This is a genomic window from Rhodanobacter glycinis, from assembly GCF_006438785.1.
Classification (GTDB): domain Bacteria; phylum Pseudomonadota; class Gammaproteobacteria; order Xanthomonadales; family Rhodanobacteraceae; genus Rhodanobacter; species Rhodanobacter glycinis_A.
The window spans coordinates 17,277-35,509 of sequence record NZ_RCZB01000004.1 but is presented as its reverse complement, the minus strand read 5'-3'; the positions used below and the strand labels follow the sequence as shown (position 1 = coordinate 35,509).

The 18,233-nt window shown below is 66.3% G+C and carries 17 protein-coding genes; 7 read left to right on the top strand and 10 right to left on the bottom strand.

All coding sequences use genetic code 11. The features are described 5' to 3' along the window. Positions 1-84 precede the first annotated feature (84 nt). Positions 85-1,224, bottom strand: a complete 1,140-nt coding sequence (locus EAH75_RS14165) for a hypothetical protein (RefSeq protein ID WP_140651443.1) — start codon at positions 1,222-1,224, stop codon at positions 85-87. Between the two features lie 114 nt (positions 1,225-1,338). On the opposite strand from EAH75_RS14165, the gene EAH75_RS14160 reads away from it, so the two are divergent. Continuing rightward, a complete protein-coding gene (locus EAH75_RS14160) occupies positions 1,339-2,625 on the top strand; it encodes an acetyl-CoA C-acetyltransferase (RefSeq protein ID WP_140651441.1) in 1,287 nt (428 codons plus the stop codon). A 13-nt stretch (positions 2,626-2,638) separates the two neighbouring features. Continuing rightward, on the top strand, positions 2,639-3,199 hold the full coding sequence (locus EAH75_RS14155; RefSeq protein WP_140805921.1) for an energy transducer TonB: 561 nt from the start codon (positions 2,639-2,641) through the stop codon (positions 3,197-3,199). 95 nt (positions 3,200-3,294) lie between these two features. Here EAH75_RS14155 and EAH75_RS14150 read toward each other — a convergent pair whose 3' ends face one another. The 4 genes from EAH75_RS14150 to EAH75_RS14135 all read right to left on the bottom strand — a co-directional run bounded on the left by EAH75_RS14150 (position 3,295) and on the right by EAH75_RS14135 (position 7,561). After that, positions 3,295-5,172, bottom strand: a complete 1,878-nt coding sequence (locus EAH75_RS14150) for a phospholipase D-like domain-containing protein (RefSeq protein ID WP_140805919.1) — start codon at positions 5,170-5,172, stop codon at positions 3,295-3,297. A 112-nt stretch (positions 5,173-5,284) separates the two neighbouring features. After that, positions 5,285-5,758 carry a SixA phosphatase family protein gene (locus tag EAH75_RS14145; RefSeq protein ID WP_140651435.1) on the bottom strand — a complete coding sequence of 158 codons (474 nt, stop codon included), beginning with the start codon at positions 5,756-5,758 and terminating at the stop codon, positions 5,285-5,287. 60 nt (positions 5,759-5,818) lie between these two features. Next, complete coding sequence (locus EAH75_RS14140; RefSeq protein ID WP_140805917.1) at positions 5,819-6,451, bottom strand: ParA family protein; 633 nt, start codon at positions 6,449-6,451, stop codon at positions 5,819-5,821. A 78-nt stretch (positions 6,452-6,529) separates the two neighbouring features. Further along, positions 6,530-7,561, bottom strand: a complete 1,032-nt coding sequence (locus EAH75_RS14135; RefSeq protein WP_140805915.1) for a hypothetical protein — start codon at positions 7,559-7,561, stop codon at positions 6,530-6,532. A gap of 152 nt (positions 7,562-7,713) precedes the next feature. Between EAH75_RS14135 and EAH75_RS14130 the strand changes: the two genes are divergently transcribed. Further along, positions 7,714-7,908, top strand: coding sequence for an antitermination protein NusB (locus EAH75_RS14130; RefSeq protein WP_140651428.1), 195 nt, complete (start codon positions 7,714-7,716; stop codon positions 7,906-7,908). A 65-nt stretch (positions 7,909-7,973) separates the two neighbouring features. Here EAH75_RS14130 and speE read toward each other — a convergent pair whose 3' ends face one another. Then, entirely contained in the window at positions 7,974-8,828 is an 855-nt protein-coding gene (speE, locus tag EAH75_RS14125; RefSeq protein ID WP_140651426.1) for a polyamine aminopropyltransferase, read from the bottom strand. Positions 8,829-9,114: 286 nt separating this feature from the next. Between speE and speA the strand changes: the two genes are divergently transcribed. Together speA and EAH75_RS14115 are read left to right on the top strand one after the other, a co-directional pair. Then, complete coding sequence (gene speA / locus EAH75_RS14120; RefSeq protein WP_140651423.1) at positions 9,115-11,004, top strand: biosynthetic arginine decarboxylase; 1,890 nt, start codon at positions 9,115-9,117, stop codon at positions 11,002-11,004. A gap of 174 nt (positions 11,005-11,178) precedes the next feature. Next, positions 11,179-11,979 (top strand): 3-hydroxybutyrate dehydrogenase, encoded by an 801-nt coding sequence (locus EAH75_RS14115; RefSeq protein ID WP_140651421.1) that lies wholly within the window; start codon positions 11,179-11,181, stop codon positions 11,977-11,979. Positions 11,980-11,994: 15 nt separating this feature from the next. Here EAH75_RS14115 and EAH75_RS14110 read toward each other — a convergent pair whose 3' ends face one another. The 4 genes from EAH75_RS14110 to radC form a co-directional block, all read right to left on the bottom strand. Then, positions 11,995-12,747 carry an SDR family NAD(P)-dependent oxidoreductase gene (locus EAH75_RS14110; protein ID WP_140651418.1) on the bottom strand — a complete coding sequence of 251 codons (753 nt, stop codon included), beginning with the start codon at positions 12,745-12,747 and terminating at the stop codon, positions 11,995-11,997. Positions 12,748-12,836: 89 nt separating this feature from the next. Continuing rightward, a complete protein-coding gene (locus tag EAH75_RS14105; RefSeq protein ID WP_140651416.1) occupies positions 12,837-13,553 on the bottom strand; it encodes an SPOR domain-containing protein in 717 nt (238 codons plus the stop codon). Continuing rightward, complete coding sequence (argS, locus tag EAH75_RS14100) at positions 13,553-15,241, bottom strand: arginine--tRNA ligase (protein ID WP_140651414.1); 1,689 nt, start codon at positions 15,239-15,241, stop codon at positions 13,553-13,555. Before argS ends, EAH75_RS14105 begins: the two co-directional genes overlap by 1 nt. Before the next feature lie 507 nt (positions 15,242-15,748). Then, the gene (gene radC, locus EAH75_RS14095) at positions 15,749-16,420 is read right to left on the bottom strand and encodes a RadC family protein (protein WP_140805913.1); all 672 of its coding nucleotides are present in this window, start codon (positions 16,418-16,420) and stop codon (positions 15,749-15,751) included. A 96-nt stretch (positions 16,421-16,516) separates the two neighbouring features. On the opposite strand from radC, the gene coaBC reads away from it, so the two are divergent. Both coaBC and dut read left to right on the top strand, forming a co-directional pair. After that, positions 16,517-17,722 (top strand): bifunctional phosphopantothenoylcysteine decarboxylase/phosphopantothenate--cysteine ligase CoaBC, encoded by a 1,206-nt coding sequence (gene coaBC / locus EAH75_RS14090; RefSeq protein ID WP_140651410.1) that lies wholly within the window; start codon positions 16,517-16,519, stop codon positions 17,720-17,722. After that, positions 17,719-18,189, top strand: a complete 471-nt coding sequence (dut, locus tag EAH75_RS14085) for a dUTP diphosphatase (protein ID WP_140651408.1) — start codon at positions 17,719-17,721, stop codon at positions 18,187-18,189. The genes coaBC and dut overlap by 4 nt, the downstream gene beginning before the upstream one ends. The last annotated feature ends 44 nt before the right edge of the window (positions 18,190-18,233 follow it).

Genomic DNA, 18,233 nt, shown 5'->3' with positions numbered 1-18,233 from the left:
GAGCGCGCCCCCTGTCGGCGCTGCTGCATCATGCGCCGAGTTTCCTGCGCGATACAAATATCGCGGTCCACGGCCGGGACGGACTCAGTGCAGCGTGTTCGCCGGCGCACCCAGCTGGCCGTGCTCGTCCAGCACGACCCGGCCCAGCGCATGCAGGTCGGCGGCGATGCCGTGACGGTCCGCCAGCAGCGCCAGCAACGGGCCCAGCGCGCTCGGCCGCAACGGATAGCCATGGGCCAGCACACGGACGCCGCCACCGCCGCGTTGCGCCACGGTGATGGCGATGACACCGAGACCGGCCGCCTCGTGCGCGAACAAAGTCGGTGGTTCATGGCCGGGCCCGGCGGCGGCGAGGGTTTCCAGCAGATAACCGGCGTCCGCCTCGACCGGCCCGCCGACATCCGCCTGCAGCAGCAGCGGCAACTGGTGCGCGGCGAGCAAGGCAGCGTACTGGCGCAACTCGAACACGATGCCGGCCAGAGCATGCGCCCGTTCCGAGGCGTCACCGGTTTGTGCGGCCAGCCATTGCGATGGCGACTGCGCCAGCACATTGCCGTGCTCGTAGCGCAGGGTCAGTCCGCGCGCACTCATGGTCGATTCGGCGCGCTCGGGGGTCAGCAGCGCCGTTTCCAGCAGCGTCCACAACGGCGCCAGGTTGACGTGCTCGTACTGTACGCAGGTCAGTGCCAGCAGGTCGTTGCGGCTGAGGTAACGCACGTGCTCCAGCCGGATGCCCAGCGTGCGCATCAACCAATCGGCGGTCGGCGCACTGGCTTCGCCGCGACCGACCAGCTGGATCTCCAGTTGCTCGGACAATTCCTCGGCCAGCGCCACAGGCGCCAGCAGGCTCATCGGCAGCAGCCGCATCGGGCCATCGGCAAAGATGGGCGACGGCTCCAGCGGCTGCGCCGGCATGTGACCGTCGTGGCTGCCGAAGGCAACCACGTTGTCCAGTTGGCCGCGCGGCACGCGCCGGGCCAGTTCGTCCAGCGTCGTCCACACCGGAAAGCCCGGCCGCAGCAGTTCGACCTGATCGAACAGCGCACCGGCCAGCGCCAGCCGCGCGGCGTCGACCTGTGGCACCAACGTATGCAGATCGGCGGCAACCCGTTCCGCCAGCTCCGCGGCCTCGTCGCGGCTCAGGGTCATTCGCGCCGGCGGCTCGCCGGCCACCGGCTCCAATGCCAGCACGATGGGCAGGGCGAGCAGCGTTTGTGTTTCCACAGTCGGTAATCCGAAGGGCAAAGGGTACCGATTCTACCATTCAGCGTTTTGGGCTTTCGCCGCGCGGCAGCGCGGGTTAGCCTTGACCGACTTGAGTGGTGGACAGTTTCGAGCATGGAAAAGACGCAAAGACGCGTTGGAGTGATCGGCGGCGTACGCATTCCGTTCTGCCGCAACAACACGGCCTATGCCGACGTCGGCAACTTCGGCATGTCGGTCAAGGTACTCGGCGCGTTGGTGGAACGGTTCGGATTGCACGGCGTGGAGCTGGGCGAAGTGGTGATGGGTGCGGTGATCAAGCATTCATCGGACTGGAATCTGGCGCGCGAGGCGCTGCTCAGTTCCGGACTGGCACCGACCACGCCGGGCATCACCACGGCGCGCGCCTGCGGCACCTCGCTGGACAACGCGATCATCGTGGCGAACAAGATTGCCGTCGGCCAGATCGATGCCGGCATCGCCGGCGGCTCGGACACCACCAGCGACGTGCCGATCGTTTACGGCACTCGCCTGCGCAAGCGGCTGCTGGCGATGAACCGGGCGAAGACGCCGCTGGACAAGTTGAAGGTGGCGCTGCGCGGATTCTCCTTCGGCGAGTTGAAGCCCTCGTTTCCCGGCGTGGCCGAGCCGCGCACCGGCAAGTCGATGGGCGACCATTGCGAGCAGATGGCGAAGGAGTGGCAGATCGGCCGCGAGGCGCAGGATCAGCTGGCGCTGGACAGCCATCACAAGCTGGCCGCCGCGTATGACGCCGGTTTCTTCGACGATCTGCTGGTGCCGTTCCGTGGTCTCAAGCGCGATGGTTTCCTGCGCCCCGATTCGACACTGGAGAAGCTGGCCACATTGAAGCCTGCGTTCGACAAGGCGTCCGGCCGCGGCACCTTGACCGCGGGCAATTCCACCGGGCTGTCCGATGGCGCGGCTGCCGTGCTGCTGGCCAGCGACGAGTGGGCCGCGCAGCGCGGCCTGAAAATCCAGGCGTACTTGCGCGACGCCGAGGTGGCCGCGGTGGATTTCGTCCACGGCGAGGGCCTGCTGATGGCGCCGACCATCGCGGTGCCGCGCATGCTGGCGCGCAACGGCCTCAGCCTGCAGGACTTCGACTATTACGAGATCCACGAGGCGTTCGCGGCGCAGGTGCTGTGCACGCTGCGCGCGTGGGAGTCGGCCGACTATTGCAAGAACCGGCTCCGCCTGGATGCGCCGTTCGGTTCGATCGACCCGGCCAAACTCAACGTGCACGGTTCCAGCCTCGCGGTCGGCCATCCATTTGCCGCGACCGGCGCGCGGATCATCGCCACGCTGGCAAAGTTGCTGGAGCAGAAAGGTTCCGGCCGCGGGCTGATCTCGATCTGCACCGCCGGCGGCATGGGCGTCACCGCGATCCTCGAACGGCCGTGAACACGACACCGACATGCTGCGTCTGCGCACCACGACCGGCCTGAGCGTGCTGGCGCTGGCGATCGGCATCGCCGGCACCGGCTGGCTCAGCACGCTGACGGTCGGCTGGCGAGGCCCGACGCCACGTCTCGCGTCGGCTCAGCAAGGGTCATCCGCGCGCCGTCATGCCCTGCCCTCGCCGCGGCACCGACAGGGTCCGGTCAGTGTGGTGCGGGTCCATCGCGCAAAGGCCGATCGTGCTGCCAGCGACATGGGCGAAGCGCAGGCCGCCGTGCTTGCTCCGGCATCGGAACTGGTGCCGCTGGCGATGCCAGGTGACACCTCGCAGTCATGGGATGAGTTGCGCGGCCATCTGGATGGCCGGGTGGTGTTGCACGTCGGCATCGACGGCAACGGTCGTGTCGGTGCGACCAGCCTGGTCGAATCCAGCGGCGATCCGATTCTCGACGAACATGCCTTGCGCAGCGTGCGCGGCTGGCGCTTCGCCGTGCCGGCAGAGCACCCCGATGGCTTCGGCGGTGACCTGCCGATGCGCTTCTCCTCGCATGGCGACGGCATCGCGCGAGTGCCGTAACTGCTGCGGTTTTGTGGGAGCGGCTTCAGTCGCGATGTTTTTGTCTTCAGGCCAGAGCGTCGCGGCTGAAGCCGCTCCCACAGACACGGAGAGCCTCACAGCACGCCCTTGGCGCCGACGCCGAAAGCGGTGAACAGTCGTGTGATGATCAGCTTCGGCGACAGAGCCACATCGGGGAAATCGCCGACCGGTGCGTAGCAGGCGAAGAAGCCCGGATCGGTGGCGCGCATCGGCTGGCAACCGGGTTTGAGGTCGTAGCTGGTGGCGTAGCGGAATGGCCACAGGTCGAATAGCGGCAATTGTTCGGAGACGCTGCCGATCGCCTGGTTGATGTCGCTGAGCACCGGAATCACCGCCTGCCGTGGCGCGATCACCCAGGCGTTCTCCGGCTGGGTATCGCGCAGGATGCTGCGGCGCAGCTGGTCGGCGAACGTGCGGTCGTAGACGATCACGCCCGCCTCGGTGTTGTAGTGATCCGAGCGCGGGTCGAAGTTGTGCGAGCCGACCATCGCGAACGCATCGTCGATCACGATCGACTTGGCGTGCAGGCCGAAGCGACGGCCTTCACTGAGCAGCGGTGCCGGCCGGTTGTTGCTGCCGCGGCTGCCGAGCAGGTGAAAGCGGGCCACCGAGGCGCTGGCCGGGCTGGCGGTTTCCGATGGCAGCTCCGGGGTGTCCATGCCGAGATTGGCCAGCTGGTTGTCCACCGCGGGGCCGGGTGCATGCGGCTTCAGTTCGTGGATCTCGAAGCCGAACTTCTTGAGGTAGCGCTTGCGGTGCTTGTACGACATCGCATACACGGCGAATGCGTCGGTCGAGGCCAGCGAATTGGTCGACACGATCACCCGCGGCGGCTCGGCGCGCCGGTGCAATCGCCTGAAGATGCCCTGGGCGCGCTTGCTCATCACCAGGTACGGCGTCTGCAACAGCACTTCGCGCCTGGCGTCGGCGATCATGCGCATGATGTGGTGGGTGAAATCCAGCGCGCGGCGCTTGTCCGGCTTGGCGGTCTTGGCCGGCATGTCGCTGAAATAGTCGACCTTGCCGGTCTGCAGCGTGGGCTCGACCAGCCACGCCTGCAGCCAGGCCGGATCCTCGGCCACCTGTTGCAGGCGGGCCACCCGCAACGGTCGACGGTAATGCGGCGGTTGCCAGACCGGCGGCGCGGCATCGGACAGGATGCGCTGGTTGACGTCGCGCAGGTGAGTCAGCGGTTCGGCGCGCTTGTGCTGCCAGAACAACTCGAAGCTGGTGGCCATCTGCCTGGCGGCAGGGCCGCCGACCATCACGTCGCGGTCGACGTAGTCGAAATCGTCGTCCCAGTTGAAATAGCGATCCTGGTAGTTGCGCCCGCCGGTGATGCCGATGCTGTCGTCCACCAGCAGCAGCTTGTTGTGCATGCGCTGGTTGAAATGCATGAAGCAGCACAGCACACCGGCGGCGAATTCCAGCGGCTGGGTGTGCGCCTTGTGGAAGGTGGGGTTGTACAGCCGCACCTGCAGGTTCGCGCTGACCCGCGACAGCCGGTCGAGCAGATCCATGTTGTCCAGCGAGAACAGCTGGTCGGCCAGGATGCGCACCTGCACGCCGCGGCGGGCCGCCTGCACCAGCTCGTCCAGTACCAGTTGGCCGGCATCGTCCTGGTCCCAGATGAAGGTCTGCACGTCGATCGATTGTTGCGCTGCGCGAATCAGGTTGATGCGTGCGGCCAGCGCCGGCTCGCTGTCGTCCAGCAGGGTCACCACGTGTACTGGCTGTTGTGCGGTGGACGCGGCCAGCGCCTGGAGGGCCGCGTCGCGCAGGGGCGAAGGTACGGCGCAATGGTCGGGTCGGGCGCAGGTGGTGCTGTGGTCGACGGTAGCCGCGACTACCGCATCGGCGCGCCGGATCTGCGTACGGGACAGCGTGCAGCCCTGCAGCAGCAGGGCGCCGAGCAGGAGTGGGAAGGTGAAGCGGCACAGTGAGCGAGGCATGCGAGGATGATACGAAAGATGCATGCGGCATCCGTGACGACGAGCCGGGCGGGTGTCGTTCAATCGCGCTGGGCGTCGCGCGCGATCGGCGGCAGCGTGATCGTGTGTCTCGCTAGGGCGACCAGAACGCATCCAGTCGGGCGTTGCCCGGTTCCAGTGGGCCATTCAGATGCAGCACAGCCAGCGCACCCGGCGGCATGCCGCGGAATTCGTCGGAGCGTCCTTCGACCAGCAGGGCGACCAGCCGCTCGATCCCCGGGTTGTGCCCGACCAGCATCACCGTGCAGGCGTCGTCGTGCTGGTCAAGCAGGGCCAGCAGTTCGCCGGGAGAGGCATCGTAGATTTCGCCGAGCATCTGAGGAATCGGCGCTGAGTCGATGGCGGCCAGTGCCAGTCGGGTGGTCTCGTCGGTGCGCCGGGTCGGCGAGCACAGCACGCGTTCGGGCCGCACGCCGTGCGCGGCCAGCCACAGCCCGGCCGCCTGCGCTTCCTGCTCGCCACGTGCGCTCAACGGGCGTTGCTGGTCATCGCCAGCGGTTTCTATCGGGACGGCTTCGGCGTGTCGCAACAAAATCAGTTCTTGCATGGAGGACTCCGAGGGTAGGTCGCGCGGCGCGCGCGATGACGGCATCAAGAGGGTCTCGCTTCAATGCTGACGTTTGATCCAGCGCAGCAGCGCCTTCCAGTCCTGCTGGTGGTTGCGCACCTGCTCGGACTGGTAATCGAAGATGCCCTTGCCCAGCGCGCTGAGCAGCACGTAGGCCTGGCTGTCGCGCAGCCGCGAGACGATCGGAAACGGGGATTGTTCGGCGAGCTGGGCGATCGCGTCCTGGCTGGCGTGGGTCCACGGCTTGAGCCGGTTGGCGACCAGCCCCACCGGCAGCTTGCCGCGGCGGATCCGGTTGATCGACTGCAGCTCATCGATGAAGCCGAGCGTGGCGTGCAGGTCGAACGAGGACGGCAGCACCGGCACCAGCAGCACGTCGGCCTGTTCCAGATACGGTTCCAGTTCGCGCTCGCCGGAGCCGGCGGCGGTGTCGATCAGCAGCTGCTGGGTATCCGGCGGCAGCTTCTGTAGCGAGCGGCGACCGCCTTCGAGCCCCAGTACGCCGGGTACGTTGTCCGGTCTCAGCGCGGCCCAGCGGAAGCTGGAACCTTGCCGGTCGGCGTCGACGATGGCGGTGTGCTGCCCTGCCTGTGCCCAGTGCGAGGCCAGCTGGGTCACCAGCGTGCTCTTGCCGCAACCGCCCTTGCTGCTTGCCACCAGCGTCGTAAGCATCGATTCACCCTTGCCGCGGAAGGTGTCTCAAGCCTACACGGCTGCGGATGCGGCGCAAAGCGGCGTGGCGGAGAAGCGTCAGCCCGGCTGGCGCGGCTGCCAGTTGGCTGGCGCGTCGATCGGGATGTTGTTGTCGCGCAGGGCGGCCAGCAGCAGACTCATCTCGGTGCCGCCGTTGCGCGCCAGTGCCAGCAGATGCTGGGCCAGCGACGGATCGTCCTGGGCCCGGGCCAGCAGCTGGCTGAAGCTCTGCACTTGCCAGATCAGATTGCGGCGGGCGTCCTTCGCCTCCTGCTGCTGGGCCGGCTCACCCGCCAGCACCTCGCGCAGATGCAGGCCGAGCGAGCGGGCCAGCGGGCTGGAACCCCATTCGAGGGTCTTGCCCAGCTTCAGGCAATCGACCTTGATCGAGGCATCCTCGGCGGCGTTCTCGCACAGCTTGGCGATGACCTGCAGGGTCGGTTGTGGCTGCGTGCTGGCGATGCCATACACCAGCATCGCCTGCATACCCACTGCGCCGGCCTTCGAGGCGGGATCGAACGTGTCGGCCGCTGGCGGCAGCACGCCGATCGAGCTGGCCAGCGCCTTCAGGCTGGCGCCGGTGTAGTCGTCGTACAGCTTGGCATTGGCGGCCTTGCCCAGATCCTCGCGGGCATCGTCCTGTTTCATGTTGCGGGCATCGGCGCCGAGCTTGAGCAGCCATACCGCGGCGTTATCCGGCGCCTGCGCGAGCAACTGGTCCAGCGCGGCGGTATTCGGGCAGGCGTCGGCCTTGGCGTCGCAATCGGCGAGGCGCACCCAGCTGATGGCGGCGTCGGCGCCGTCGGCCTGCGCGGCGCGGCCGATCAGCACATGAAAGCTGTTGCTGGGAGGCTGGTTGAACAGCGGCCGTGCGAGCAGGGCGGCGCCAAGCAGCGGCAACGCGTCGGCGCGTGGCGCGAGCACGCTGACCAGATCGCGCTGGAAGGCCAGTTGGGCCTTGTCGCGGGCTTTGGCGGTCTTGCTCGGTTCGTTGTGCTCCATGCCGGCAGCGGCTTTGGCGGCGAATGCCGGCGTGACCAGCAATGACAGGACGCAGGTCAGGGCGAAACAGCGCAATCCACGCATCATGGGCTCGGGTCCGCAATTAAAGCGTTCAGCATACCTCGGGCAGATTAAGCCCGGCTGATCCGGCTGGCACCGGAAACAGGCAGGCGCGGCAAGGCTTGTTAGGATGGCCGTTTCGGCGCATGGCCGCGCCCCTCATGACCGGGAGACGCTTAGTGGATCATTTGTCGACATTTGCCGATGGCGCCCCGTGGTTCGTCGGCTGGGGCACGCTGGCGCTGATCAATGCCGCGCTGGCGCAGGGCAAGAACCGCAGCGGTTTGCTGTGGTTCCTGCTGTCATTGCTGGTGGGGCCGATCGCCACGCTGCTGCTGGTGTTGCTGCCCAAGGTGCGCAACACGCTGTTCTGAAGGAACTGGGGAACGGAAGCCGGCACACGGTCCGCACACGGCCGTTTCCCCTTTCCCCTTTCCCGTTACTCGCCCAGCGCCTCGCGCATGAATTCCGGTTGCGCCAGCGCACCCTTGTGGATGTCGGCGTTGTAGTAGCGGGTCGGGAAATTCTTGCTGATCGCGCCGCGCTCGCGGAAGCCGGACAGGTCGCCGCCCTTGCGCGCCATCGTGCAGCTCCACCAGCCGGTCGGGTAGCACGGCTGTGGGAACGGCAGCGTCTTCACCGCGCTGAAGCCGGTGGTGCGCATCGCCGAGCGCATCGACTTGATCAGATCCAGGTGCGCCAGCGGCGACTCGCTCTGCTGCACCAGCAGGCCGCCATGGCGCAGCGCCTTGTAGCAGCTGGCGTAGAACGCGGCGTTGAACAGGCCTTCGGCCGGGCCGACCGGATCGGTCGAGTCGACGATCACCAGATCCAGCGACTCCGGTTCGGCTTCGGCCATGTACTTGATGCCGTCGATGAACAGCAGCTCGGCGCGCGGGTCATTGTTCGATTCGCACAGCTCGGGGAAATATTCCTCGGCCAGCCGGGTCACGCGCTCGTCGATCTCCACCTGCACCGCAGACTCGACTTCCTCGTGCTTGAGCACCTCGCGCAGCGTGCCGCAGTCGCCGCCGCCGATGACCACCACGCGCTTGGCGCGCGCATGGGTGAACAGCGCCGGGTGGGTCATCATCTCGTGATAGAAGAAGTTGTCGCGGGTGGTCAGCATCACGCAGCCATCGATCACCATCAGGTTGCCCCAGTCGGTGGTCTTGTAGATCTCGATGGTCTGGAACGGGGTCTTCTCCGCGTGCAGCAGTTGCTCGGTACGGAAACCGATGGAGGAGCCGGAAGCCTGGTGGGCTTCGGTGAACCAGCTGAGCTGCTGCGACATGGCGGGTGTTCCTGGCGAACCGGATGGAAGGACAAAGACCGCCAATTGTAGCGACAACCGCGGTGAACGTCCCGGCGGCGTGACGCGGCCGCTTGCGCATATCGTCACAGGCGGCCATTACAATGTCGCCCTGGCACGGCCGGCGCAGCGCGTCGGCGGCCGACAAGTCCGATCGGCCCCGCGGCGTGCGAGGCTTCCGGTCGCTCGGGCTCGTGCTCTCCAGGAGCAGTACCGTCAAGGCTCGCCGCTGCGACTGCATCATCCGTTGGTAAAAGGAGCAACGCTGATGGCGAACCATTGGAATACCGACTCTGCCCGCCACACCTATGCCGTGCCGCATTGGAGCGACGGCTACGTGGATGTGAACGCCGCCGGTGAGATCGTGATGCGCCCGCGTGGCGCGAGCGGCCCGGCCCTCTCGTTGCCGCAGATCGTCGAGCGCGCCCGTGCCGACGGCCTGCGCCTGCCGCTGCTGGTGCGCTTTCCCGACATCCTCGCCGATCGTCTGGAGCGGTTGCAGGACGCATTCGCCAAGGCGATTGCCGACCATGGCTATGCAGGCGGCTATACGGCCATCTATCCGATCAAGGTGAACCAGCAGCGTGGCGTCGCCGGTGAGCTGGTCGCCGCCGGCACGCACGGCTTCGGTCTCGAAGCCGGCTCCAAGCCTGAACTGATGGCCGTGCTGGCGATGGCGCGGCCCGGTTCGATCGTGATCTGCAACGGCTACAAGGATCGCGAATACATCCGTCTCGCGCTGATCGGCCTGAAGCTCGGGCTGCGCGTGCATATCGTGATCGAGAAACTGTCCGAACTGGATCATGTGTTCAGCGAGGCAAGGGCGCTGAACGTCGAGCCGCTGCTCGGCGTGCGCGTGCGGCTGGCCTCGATCGGTGCGGGCAAGTGGCAGAACACCGGCGGCGACAAGGGCAAATTCGGGCTGTCGCCAAACCAGGTGCTGACCCTGATCGAACGGCTCGACGCGGCGGGCCTCAAGCACACGCTGAAGCTGCAGCATTTCCACATGGGCTCGCAGATTTCCAACGTGCGCGACATCGCCAACGGCATGCGAGAGGCCACCCGCTACTTCGTCGAGCTGAAGCGGATGGGCGTGCCGCTGGAGATCGTCGATGTCGGCGGCGGTCTGGGCGTGGACTATGAAGGCACGCGCTCGCGCAGCCACAACTCGATCAATTACTCGATCGAGCAGTACGCCGCCACCATCGTGCAGTCGCTGGCCGAGGCGGTGGTCGCCGAAGGCCTGCCCGCGCCGCACATCCTCACCGAGGCCGGCCGTGCGATGACCGCGCACCACGCGGTGATGGTGGTCAACGTGACCGAGGTCGAGCCGGTGCCGGCCGGTGCGATTCCGCCCTTGCGCGCGGACGAGCCTGCGGTGCTGCGCCGGCTGCGCGAAACCTGGGACGAACTGGATCGGCGCCCCGCGCTGGAGCTGTTCCATGAAGCCCAGCATCATCTGCAGGAAGGCCAGACGCTGTACGCGCTGGGTCAGCTGGCGCTGGCCGACCGTGCGCGGCTGGACGAGATGTACTACGCGATCGCCGGTGCCGTGCGCACGCGCCTGTTGCCGGCCGAGCGCTCACACCGGCAGGCGCTGGACGAGCTGGACGAGAAGCTGGTCGACAAGTACTTCGTCAATTTCTCGGTGTTCGAGTCGATCCCGGACGTGTGGGCGATCGGCCAGATCTTCCCGATCGCGCCGATCGCGCGGCTGGACGAGGAACCGACGCGGCGCGGCGTGATCGTCGACCTCACCTGTGACTCCGACGGCCGTATCGACCATTACGTCGATGCCGAAGGCGTCGACGTCAGCCTGCCACTGCATGCGTTGAAGGAAGGCGAAAGCTACCGGCTCGGCATCTTCATGGTCGGCGCGTACCAGGAAACACTGGGCGACATCCACAACCTGTTCGGCGATACCGACGCGGTCAACGTGCGCGTCGACGGCGACAGCTACACGTTTGCGCATGTGCGTCGCGGCGACACCACCGACCTGATGCTCGATTACGTCGGCTACGATCTCGAAGTGCTGCGCCAGAGCTACCGCGAGCGCATCGCCAGTGCAGGCGTGATCGGTGATGAGGCAGGACAGTTGTACGACGTGCTCAATGGCGGGCTCACCGCGTACACCTATCTGGCCGAAGATTCGCGTTGATTGAAAGCCCCTCTACCGATGGCGACCGAAGGGAGTCCCCCTGCGGGTGAGAGGGATGAGGGTTCGGCCGGAGCGGAATGTTCCGCAATCCCGAACCCTCATCCGTCGCTTCGCGCCACCTTCTCCCGAAGGGAGAAGGAAACCCCAGCCCTCTGGATCCTTGAAGGAGCAGTCATGACAAGTCTCAACGGCAAGGTCGCCCTGATCACCGGCGCGGCCAGCGGCCTCGGCAAGGCAATTGCCGAGCTGTACGCGAAGAATGGCGCCAGCGTGGCGATCGCCGACATCAACCAGCAGGCGGCGGATGCGGTCGCGGCAGAGATCAATGCGGCGGGCGGCAAGGCGATCGGCATCGCGATGGACGTCACCAGCGAGGATGCGGTCAACGCTGGCACCGACAAGGTGGTCGCCGCGTTTGGCCATCTCGACGTCCTGATCTCCAACGCCGGAGTGCAGATCATCAACCCGATCGAGCAGTTCGCGTTCGCCGACTGGAAGAAGATGCTGGCGATTCACCTGGACGGCGGCTTCCTCACCACCAAGGCCGCGCTGAAGCACATGTACAAGAGCGATGGCACCGGCAAGAGCCGCGGCGGCATCGTGATCTACATGGGTTCGGTGCATTCGCACGAAGCGTCGAAGCTGAAATCCGCCTACGTCACCGCCAAACATGGCTTGCTCGGGCTGGCCCGCACGCTGGCCAAGGAAGGCGCGCCGAACAATGTGCGTTCGCATGTGATCTGCCCCGGCTTCGTGCGCACGCCACTGGTGGAGAAGCAGATCCCCGAGCAGGCGAAAGAGCTCGGCATCACGGAAGACGAAGTGATCAGGAACGTGATGCTGAAGGACACCGTCGACGGTGTGTTCACCACCGTCGAAGACATCGCGCAGACCGCGCTGTACCTGGCCACCTTCCCGTCCGCCGCGCTGACCGGTCAGTCGATCGTGGTCAGCCACGGCTGGTTCATGCAGTGAACAGGGCCGGATGGCTCAGTCGCGGTGCACCTGCAAACCGGCCGCCGACTGGCTGACCGGCATCACCTCGATGCGGTTGATGTTCAGGTGCGGCGGCAGGTTGGCGATCCACCAGATCGTGTCGGCAATGTCGCTGGCCGTGATCGGATGGACGCCGGCGTAGAGCTGGTCCGAGGCGACCCGGTCGCCGCCGGTACGCACCAGGGTGAACTCGGTCTCGGCCATGCCCGGCTCCATCGAGGTCACGCGCACGCCGCTGCCGGGCAGGTCGCTGCGCAGGTTCTGCGAGAACTGGGTGACGAAGGCCTTGGTGCCGCCGTACACGTTGCCGCCGCGGTAGGCGTAGCTGCCTGCGATCGAGCTGATGTTGACGATCGCGCCGCGGCGCTCGATCAGTTGCGGCAGCAGCAGGTGGGTCAGCGTCACCAGGGCGGTGACGTTGACGTCGATCATCTGCTTCCACTGCGCCAGGTCTGCCTGCTGCGCCGGCGCGGTGCCCAGCGCCAGGCCGGCGTTGTTGACCAGCAGGTCGATGCCGGCGAACGCGGGTGGCAGGTTCGCGTGCGCTGCGCGCATCGCCGTTTCGTTACGGACATCGAACGCCGTGGCATGCACGCACTCGGCACCATGCTGCGCCACCAGCTGCTGCAGCCGTTCGGCGCGACGGCCGCTGGCGATCACCCGCCAGCCTCCGGCCACGAAGCGCTCCACGGTGGCGGCGCCGAATCCGGAGGTCGCGCCGGTGATCCATGCGGTCTTGGTTGTCATGTGGAAAGTCTCGCTCGGCGGATCGGTGTTGTTGCGGCCGGACAGGCCACGCCTACGCGGCCGCCGTTTCGTTGCGCGCAGGCTGCGCGCTATTTGCCTTCCTTCAGCGCAATCGCATTGATCCCCGCGCCGGCCAGCCGCCGCTTGGTCGATTCCAGTTCGGTTGCCGAACGGAATGGGCCCAGACGCACGCGGTTGTAGCTCTGCCCGCCGATGTTGACCGATTGCACGTTGGCGACGAAGCCCTGCATGGCGAGCTTCGCCTTCAGGGTCTCGGCATCGGCAGCGTTCGGGAACGCGCCGACCTGCAGCAAATAGCCGCTGCCGGCAGCCGGTTGCGGTACGGCCGTAGCCGGAGCGGCCGCAATGTTCTCGCTGACCGCGGCCGGCGTGTTGGCCGGCGGTGCTGCCGCCACCTGCTGGGCAGCGGCCTGTTGCTGGGCCTGCAACTGCGCGGCCTGCTGCTTCTGCTGTTGCTCGGCGCGCGCCTGCGCGCTGATCTCGGCGTCGGGGATGCGTACTTCCTTCTCGGACAGCACCGAATAAAAATCGAATTGCGGTTTCTTCGGTGCGCTGTCGCCGGTCGCCGGTTCAACCACGCCAGGCTCGCTGCCGCGTTCGGCGGTGGCCTGCGGGTTGGCTTGCGGACCGCTGGGTTTGTTCATGCTGGTCAGCAGGCTGCCGCGCATCATCACCGCCATCAGGATGGCGCCGATCACCACGCCGATGACGGCGTAGCCCCAACCCGGAAAACCGTTGCTGCCATTGCGCACGGCCTGCCGGCCCTTGCCCTTGCGTGATGCCATTACATCTTCTCCGGGGCGCTCAGGCCCAACAATTGCAGGCCATTTTTCAACACTTGCCGGGTCGCCACCACCAGCGCCAGGCGCGCGTTGCGCAGCGCGGCGTCCTCGACCAGGAACTGATGCGAGTTGTAGTAGGTGTGGAACGCATTGGCCAGTTCACGCAGCCACGCGGCAACCAGGTGCGGCTCCAGGTTCGCCGCGGCGGCATCGACCAGTTCCGGATACTTCGACAGTTCGGTCAGCAGGATCTGCTCGTGCTCGTTGTCCAGCCGCGCAAGGTTGGCGAGGCCGTCCTGCAGGTCGAACGAGAAGCCCTTCTCCGGTGCCTGACGCAACACGCTGCAGACGCGAGCATGCGCGTACTGGATGTAGTAGACCGGGTTGTCGTTGCTCTGCGAACGGGCCAGGTCGATGTCGAACACCAGTTGCGAATCGGACTTGCGTGCAATCAGGAAGTAGCGCGTGGCGTCGCGGCCGACTTCGTCGATCAGGTCGCGCAGGGTGACGTAGCTGCCGGCGCGCTTGGAGATCTTCACTTCCTCGCCGCCGCGCATCACCGTCACCATCTGATGCAGCACGTATTCCGGCCAGCCCTTGGGGATGCCGCAATCCAGCGCCTGCAGACCAGCTTTCACGCGGGCCAGCGAGCCATGGTGATCCGAACCCAGTTCGGTGATCGCACGCTGGTAACCGCGCTGCCACTTGCTCAGGTGATAAGCCACGTCAGGTAGGAAATAGGTGTAGGTGCCATCGGACTTGCGCATCACGCGGTCCTTGTCGTCACCAAAGTCGGTGCTGCGCAGCCACAGCGCGCCGCCTTCCTCAAAGGTGTGGCCGTGGGCAATCAGCTCGCGCACGGTCTCTTCCACCTTGCCGTCGCTGTATAGCGACGATTCCAGGAAATAGGTGTCAAAGGCGACGCCGAAGGCCTGCAGGTCGAGATCCTGTTCGCGGCGCAGGCTGGCCACGGCGAAGTGGCGGATCGCGTCGAGGTCGTCGACATCGCCGGCGCCGGTCACCGTCTCGCCATCGGCTACCACGGATTCGCGATCGAGGTAGGCGCGTGCCACGTCGGCGATGTAGTCGCCACGGTAGCCGCTGTCCGGCCAGCTGCTGTCGTCCGGGGTGATGCCGCGGGCGCGCGCCTGCACCGAGATGGCCAGGTTCGCGATCTGCACGCCGGCATCGTTGTAGTAGTACTCGCGCTTGACGTTCCAGCCGGTGGCATCGAGCAGGCGGCTGAGGCAGTCGCCGATTGCGGCGGCGCGACCATGGCCCACGTGCAGCGGGCCGGTCGGATTGGCCGAGACAAATTCCACGCCGATGGTCTTGCCCGCTCCGCTTTCGTTGCGACCGTAAGCATCACCCTGCACCATGATGCGGCGGACTTCGCCGTGATAGGCACCGGCGGCCAGGTGAAAGTTGATGAAGCCGGGGCCGGCGATTTCCACTTTTTCCACCAGCCCGTTGGCCGGCAGCGCAGCGACCAGCTTCTCGGCCAGCTCGCGTGGCTTGGCACGTGCCGGCTTGGCCAGCAGCATCGCCACGTTGCAGGCAAAATCACCGTGCTCGCGACTGCGTGCGCGTTCGATCACGAACCCGGGCAGGGTCAGGTCGGCAGGCAGGGTGGCATCGTCTTGCAGGGCCTGGATCGCTTGCAGCACCAGTTCGCGCAGCTGTTCTTTCACGGATGGGATCGGTTTCGTGATGGAACCGCCAATCCTAACAGACCGCCATGCGGGCGAGATGCGCCGGGCGCGGCAGCCCCGGCTCCATTCGGTGCGGCGGGTAGGGATCACGAATCCTGATGCATCGGCGTGGCGTGCCTTGTGGATAAGTCTGTGGGGAAAGCTGCAGCTGACGGTTCGAGCTCCGCCTCGGAAGGTAAAAAATCAACTTGTCACAATAATATATCCATACATATCATATAATTGCAGTTACAACTTATGGTCAAAGGCACGATAGGCCCGGCAAGTGCCGGTATCTTCATTTTGTGCATAAGTATCGGCGACTTGGCGGCACTTCATGCGAACTCCACATGTCATCGGTTCGTCATGCGGCGCTGCGACACTGGCGAGGCCTGGACATGACTCCCCTCCATGAAACGGCACCGGAGACGCCGCTCTCTCCCCCTCCCAAATCGGCCCTGCGGCGTGGATCATTCCACGCCGTTTTTTTGTGGCCGCGGTTGGCACTCAGAGCAGGCCGCGAGCCGCCATCGATACAGGCTCGCCGCTGCCGATCACCATATGGTCGAGCACACGCACCCCGACCAGCTGCAGCGCATCGCGCAGCTCGTGGGTGATCGCGCGGTCGGCCGCGCTCGGCTCGGCCACGCCGGAAGGGTGGTTGTGGGCGAAGATCACGGCGCAGGCATTGTGCTGCAGACAAGCCCGCACCACCTCGCGCGGATGCACGCTGGCGCCGTCGACGGTGCCGCGGAACAGTTCCTCGAATGCCAGCACGCGGTGGCGGTTGTCCAGATACAGACAACCGAACACCTCGTACGGCAGGTGCCGCAGTCGGGCGCGCAGGTAATCGCCGCTGTCGCGCGGGTTACCCAGGCTGGGCTTTGCCAGCAATTGCTCGGCCAGGCTGCGTCGAGCCAGCTCCAGCGCGGCGGCGATCCGCGCGCGCTTGGCCGGACCCAGCCCACCGGCACGGATCTGCTGCTCGGGGCAGGCCAATAGCGCGCCCAGGCTGCCAGCGTTGGCGATCAATTCTCGTCCCAGCGCAATGGCGTCCTTGCCACGGCTGCCGCTACCCAGCAGTACCGCCAGCAACTCGGCGTCGGACAGCGAGGCGCTGCCGCGTGCCAGCAGTTTTTCGCGGGGGCGTTCCCCTTCAGGCCAGTCGCGGATACTCATGATCGCAACTTGCCGGAGCGCGTCCCCGCAAGGCAGCGGCGAGGGTGAATGAATCCGGTAAGCTACGGCTCTGCCCGATTGTCAGGCCCGTCTTACATGAGTCTTGCCCAACGCCGCATTCTGCTGGGAGTGTCCGGCGGCATCGCCGCCTACAAGTCCTGCGAACTGGTTCGACGCCTGCGTGACCTCGATGCCGAAGTGCGCGTGGTGATGACCGAGGGCGCCACCCATTTTGTCAGCCCGACCACGTTCCAGGCGCTATCCGGCCAGGACGTGCGGGTGAGCCTGTGGGATGCACAGGCCGAGGCGGCGATGGGTCATATCGAACTGGCGCGCTGGGCCGAACGCATTGTGGTTGCGCCGGCCAGTGCGGACCTGCTGGCGCGGCTGGCGCACGGTCTGGCCGACGACCTGCTGACCACGCTGTGTCTGGCCAGCGCCGCGCCGCTGTATCTGGCGCCCGCGATGAACCAGCAGATGTGGGCGCATCCATCGGTGCAGGCCAACGTCGACACCCTGCGTCAGCGCGGCGCCCACCTGCTGGGGCCAGCCGTTGGCGACCAGGCCTGCGGTGATGTCGGCAGCGGGCGCATGCTGGAACCGCATGAATTGCGCGATGCGCTGCTGGCTTCATTCGGCAACGGCGTCCTGGCCGGCCTGAATGTGCTGATCAGTGCCGGGCCGACCTACGAGGACATCGACCCCGTGCGTTTCATCGGCAACCGCAGTTCCGGGCGGATGGGTTTTGCGGCGGCCGCGGCGGCCGCGGCCGCCGGCGCCACGGTGACCTTGGTGGCCGGACCGGTGAGCCTGGCTACGCCTTCGGGTATAACGCGGCGCATCGACGTGCGCAGTGCGGCGCAGATGCATGCGGCGGTGCTTGAGGCCGCGGCGCAGGCAGACATCTATATCGGTGCGGCGGCCGTGGGCGATTACCGCCCGCAGGATGTCTCCGCGACCAAGCTGAAGAAGCATGATGGCGCCAGCCTGACGCTGCGGCTCAGCGAGAATCCCGACATTCTCGCCAGCCTGTCGGCGCAAATCGCGCACCCGTTCCTGGTCGGATTCGCCGCGGAGACCCATGATGTGGCCAGCTATGCGCAAGGCAAGCTGCAGCACAAGGGGCTGGACATGATTGCGGCCAATCAGGTGGGGAGCGGACTCGGCTTCGAGGCCGCCGACAATGCGTTGACGTTGTACTGGGCCGACGGTGCGGTAGAGCTGCCACGAGCGGCCAAGCCGGAGCTGGCACGGCAGTTGATTGCCCACGTGGCCGAACGCTACCGGGCGACGCGTCGATGAGCGGCCGGCAGACCCTCGACATCGAACTGAAGATTCTCGATCCGCGACTCGGCGACAGCATTCCGTTGCCGCAGGCTGCCACGATCGGCAGCGCAGGCATGGACCTGCGTGCTGCACTGGCGACGCCGCTGACGCTGGCGCCGGGCGAAAGTGCGTTGGTGCCCAGTGGCATCGCGATCCATATCGGCGACCCCGGCTGGTGCGCGTTGATCGTGCCGCGTTCGGGACTGGGCCACAAGCACGGCCTGGTGATGGGCAACCTGGTCGGGGTGATCGACGCCGACTACCAGGGACCGTTGATGATTTCATGCTGGAATCGCGGCACGCAGTCGTACACCATCGCAGTGGGCGACCGGATCGCCCAGTTGTTACTGGTGCCGGTGGCGCAGGCGCGGCTGAGTGTCGTGACCGATTTTGCGCCGAGCGAACGCGGCAGCGGCGGGTTTGGCTCGACCGGTATCCAATGAACAGGCGCGGGTCCGAAACCAGTCGGGCTCGCGCGCAGGCACAG

Excerpts from the sequence above, each read along its gene's own strand:
- EAH75_RS14145 (WP_140651435.1), bottom strand. The coding sequence starts at position 5,758 with ATGCAAGAACTGATTTTGTTGCGACACGCCGAAGCCGTCCCGATAGAA.
- radC (WP_140805913.1), bottom strand. The coding sequence starts at position 16,420 with ATGAGTATCCGCGACTGGCCTGAAGGGGAACGCCCCCGCGAAAAACTG.
- EAH75_RS14105 (WP_140651416.1), bottom strand. The coding sequence starts at position 13,553 with ATGGCATCACGCAAGGGCAAGGGCCGGCAGGCCGTGCGCAATGGCAGC.
- EAH75_RS14160 (WP_140651441.1), top strand. The coding sequence starts at position 1,339 with ATGGAAAAGACGCAAAGACGCGTTGGAGTGATCGGCGGCGTACGCATT.
- speE (WP_140651426.1), bottom strand. The coding sequence starts at position 8,828 with ATGTCGCAGCAGCTCAGCTGGTTCACCGAAGCCCACCAGGCTTCCGGC.
- coaBC (WP_140651410.1), top strand. The coding sequence starts at position 16,517 with ATGAGTCTTGCCCAACGCCGCATTCTGCTGGGAGTGTCCGGCGGCATC.
- dut (WP_140651408.1), top strand. The coding sequence starts at position 17,719 with ATGAGCGGCCGGCAGACCCTCGACATCGAACTGAAGATTCTCGATCCG.
- EAH75_RS14110 (WP_140651418.1), bottom strand. The coding sequence starts at position 12,747 with ATGACAACCAAGACCGCATGGATCACCGGCGCGACCTCCGGATTCGGC.
- EAH75_RS14150 (WP_140805919.1), bottom strand. The coding sequence starts at position 5,172 with ATGCCTCGCTCACTGTGCCGCTTCACCTTCCCACTCCTGCTCGGCGCC.
- speA (WP_140651423.1), top strand. The coding sequence starts at position 9,115 with ATGGCGAACCATTGGAATACCGACTCTGCCCGCCACACCTATGCCGTG.
- EAH75_RS14135 (WP_140805915.1), bottom strand. The coding sequence starts at position 7,561 with ATGATGCGTGGATTGCGCTGTTTCGCCCTGACCTGCGTCCTGTCATTG.
- EAH75_RS14140 (WP_140805917.1), bottom strand. The coding sequence starts at position 6,451 with ATGCTTACGACGCTGGTGGCAAGCAGCAAGGGCGGTTGCGGCAAGAGC.
- EAH75_RS14155 (WP_140805921.1), top strand. The coding sequence starts at position 2,639 with ATGCTGCGTCTGCGCACCACGACCGGCCTGAGCGTGCTGGCGCTGGCG.
- EAH75_RS14115 (WP_140651421.1), top strand. The coding sequence starts at position 11,179 with ATGACAAGTCTCAACGGCAAGGTCGCCCTGATCACCGGCGCGGCCAGC.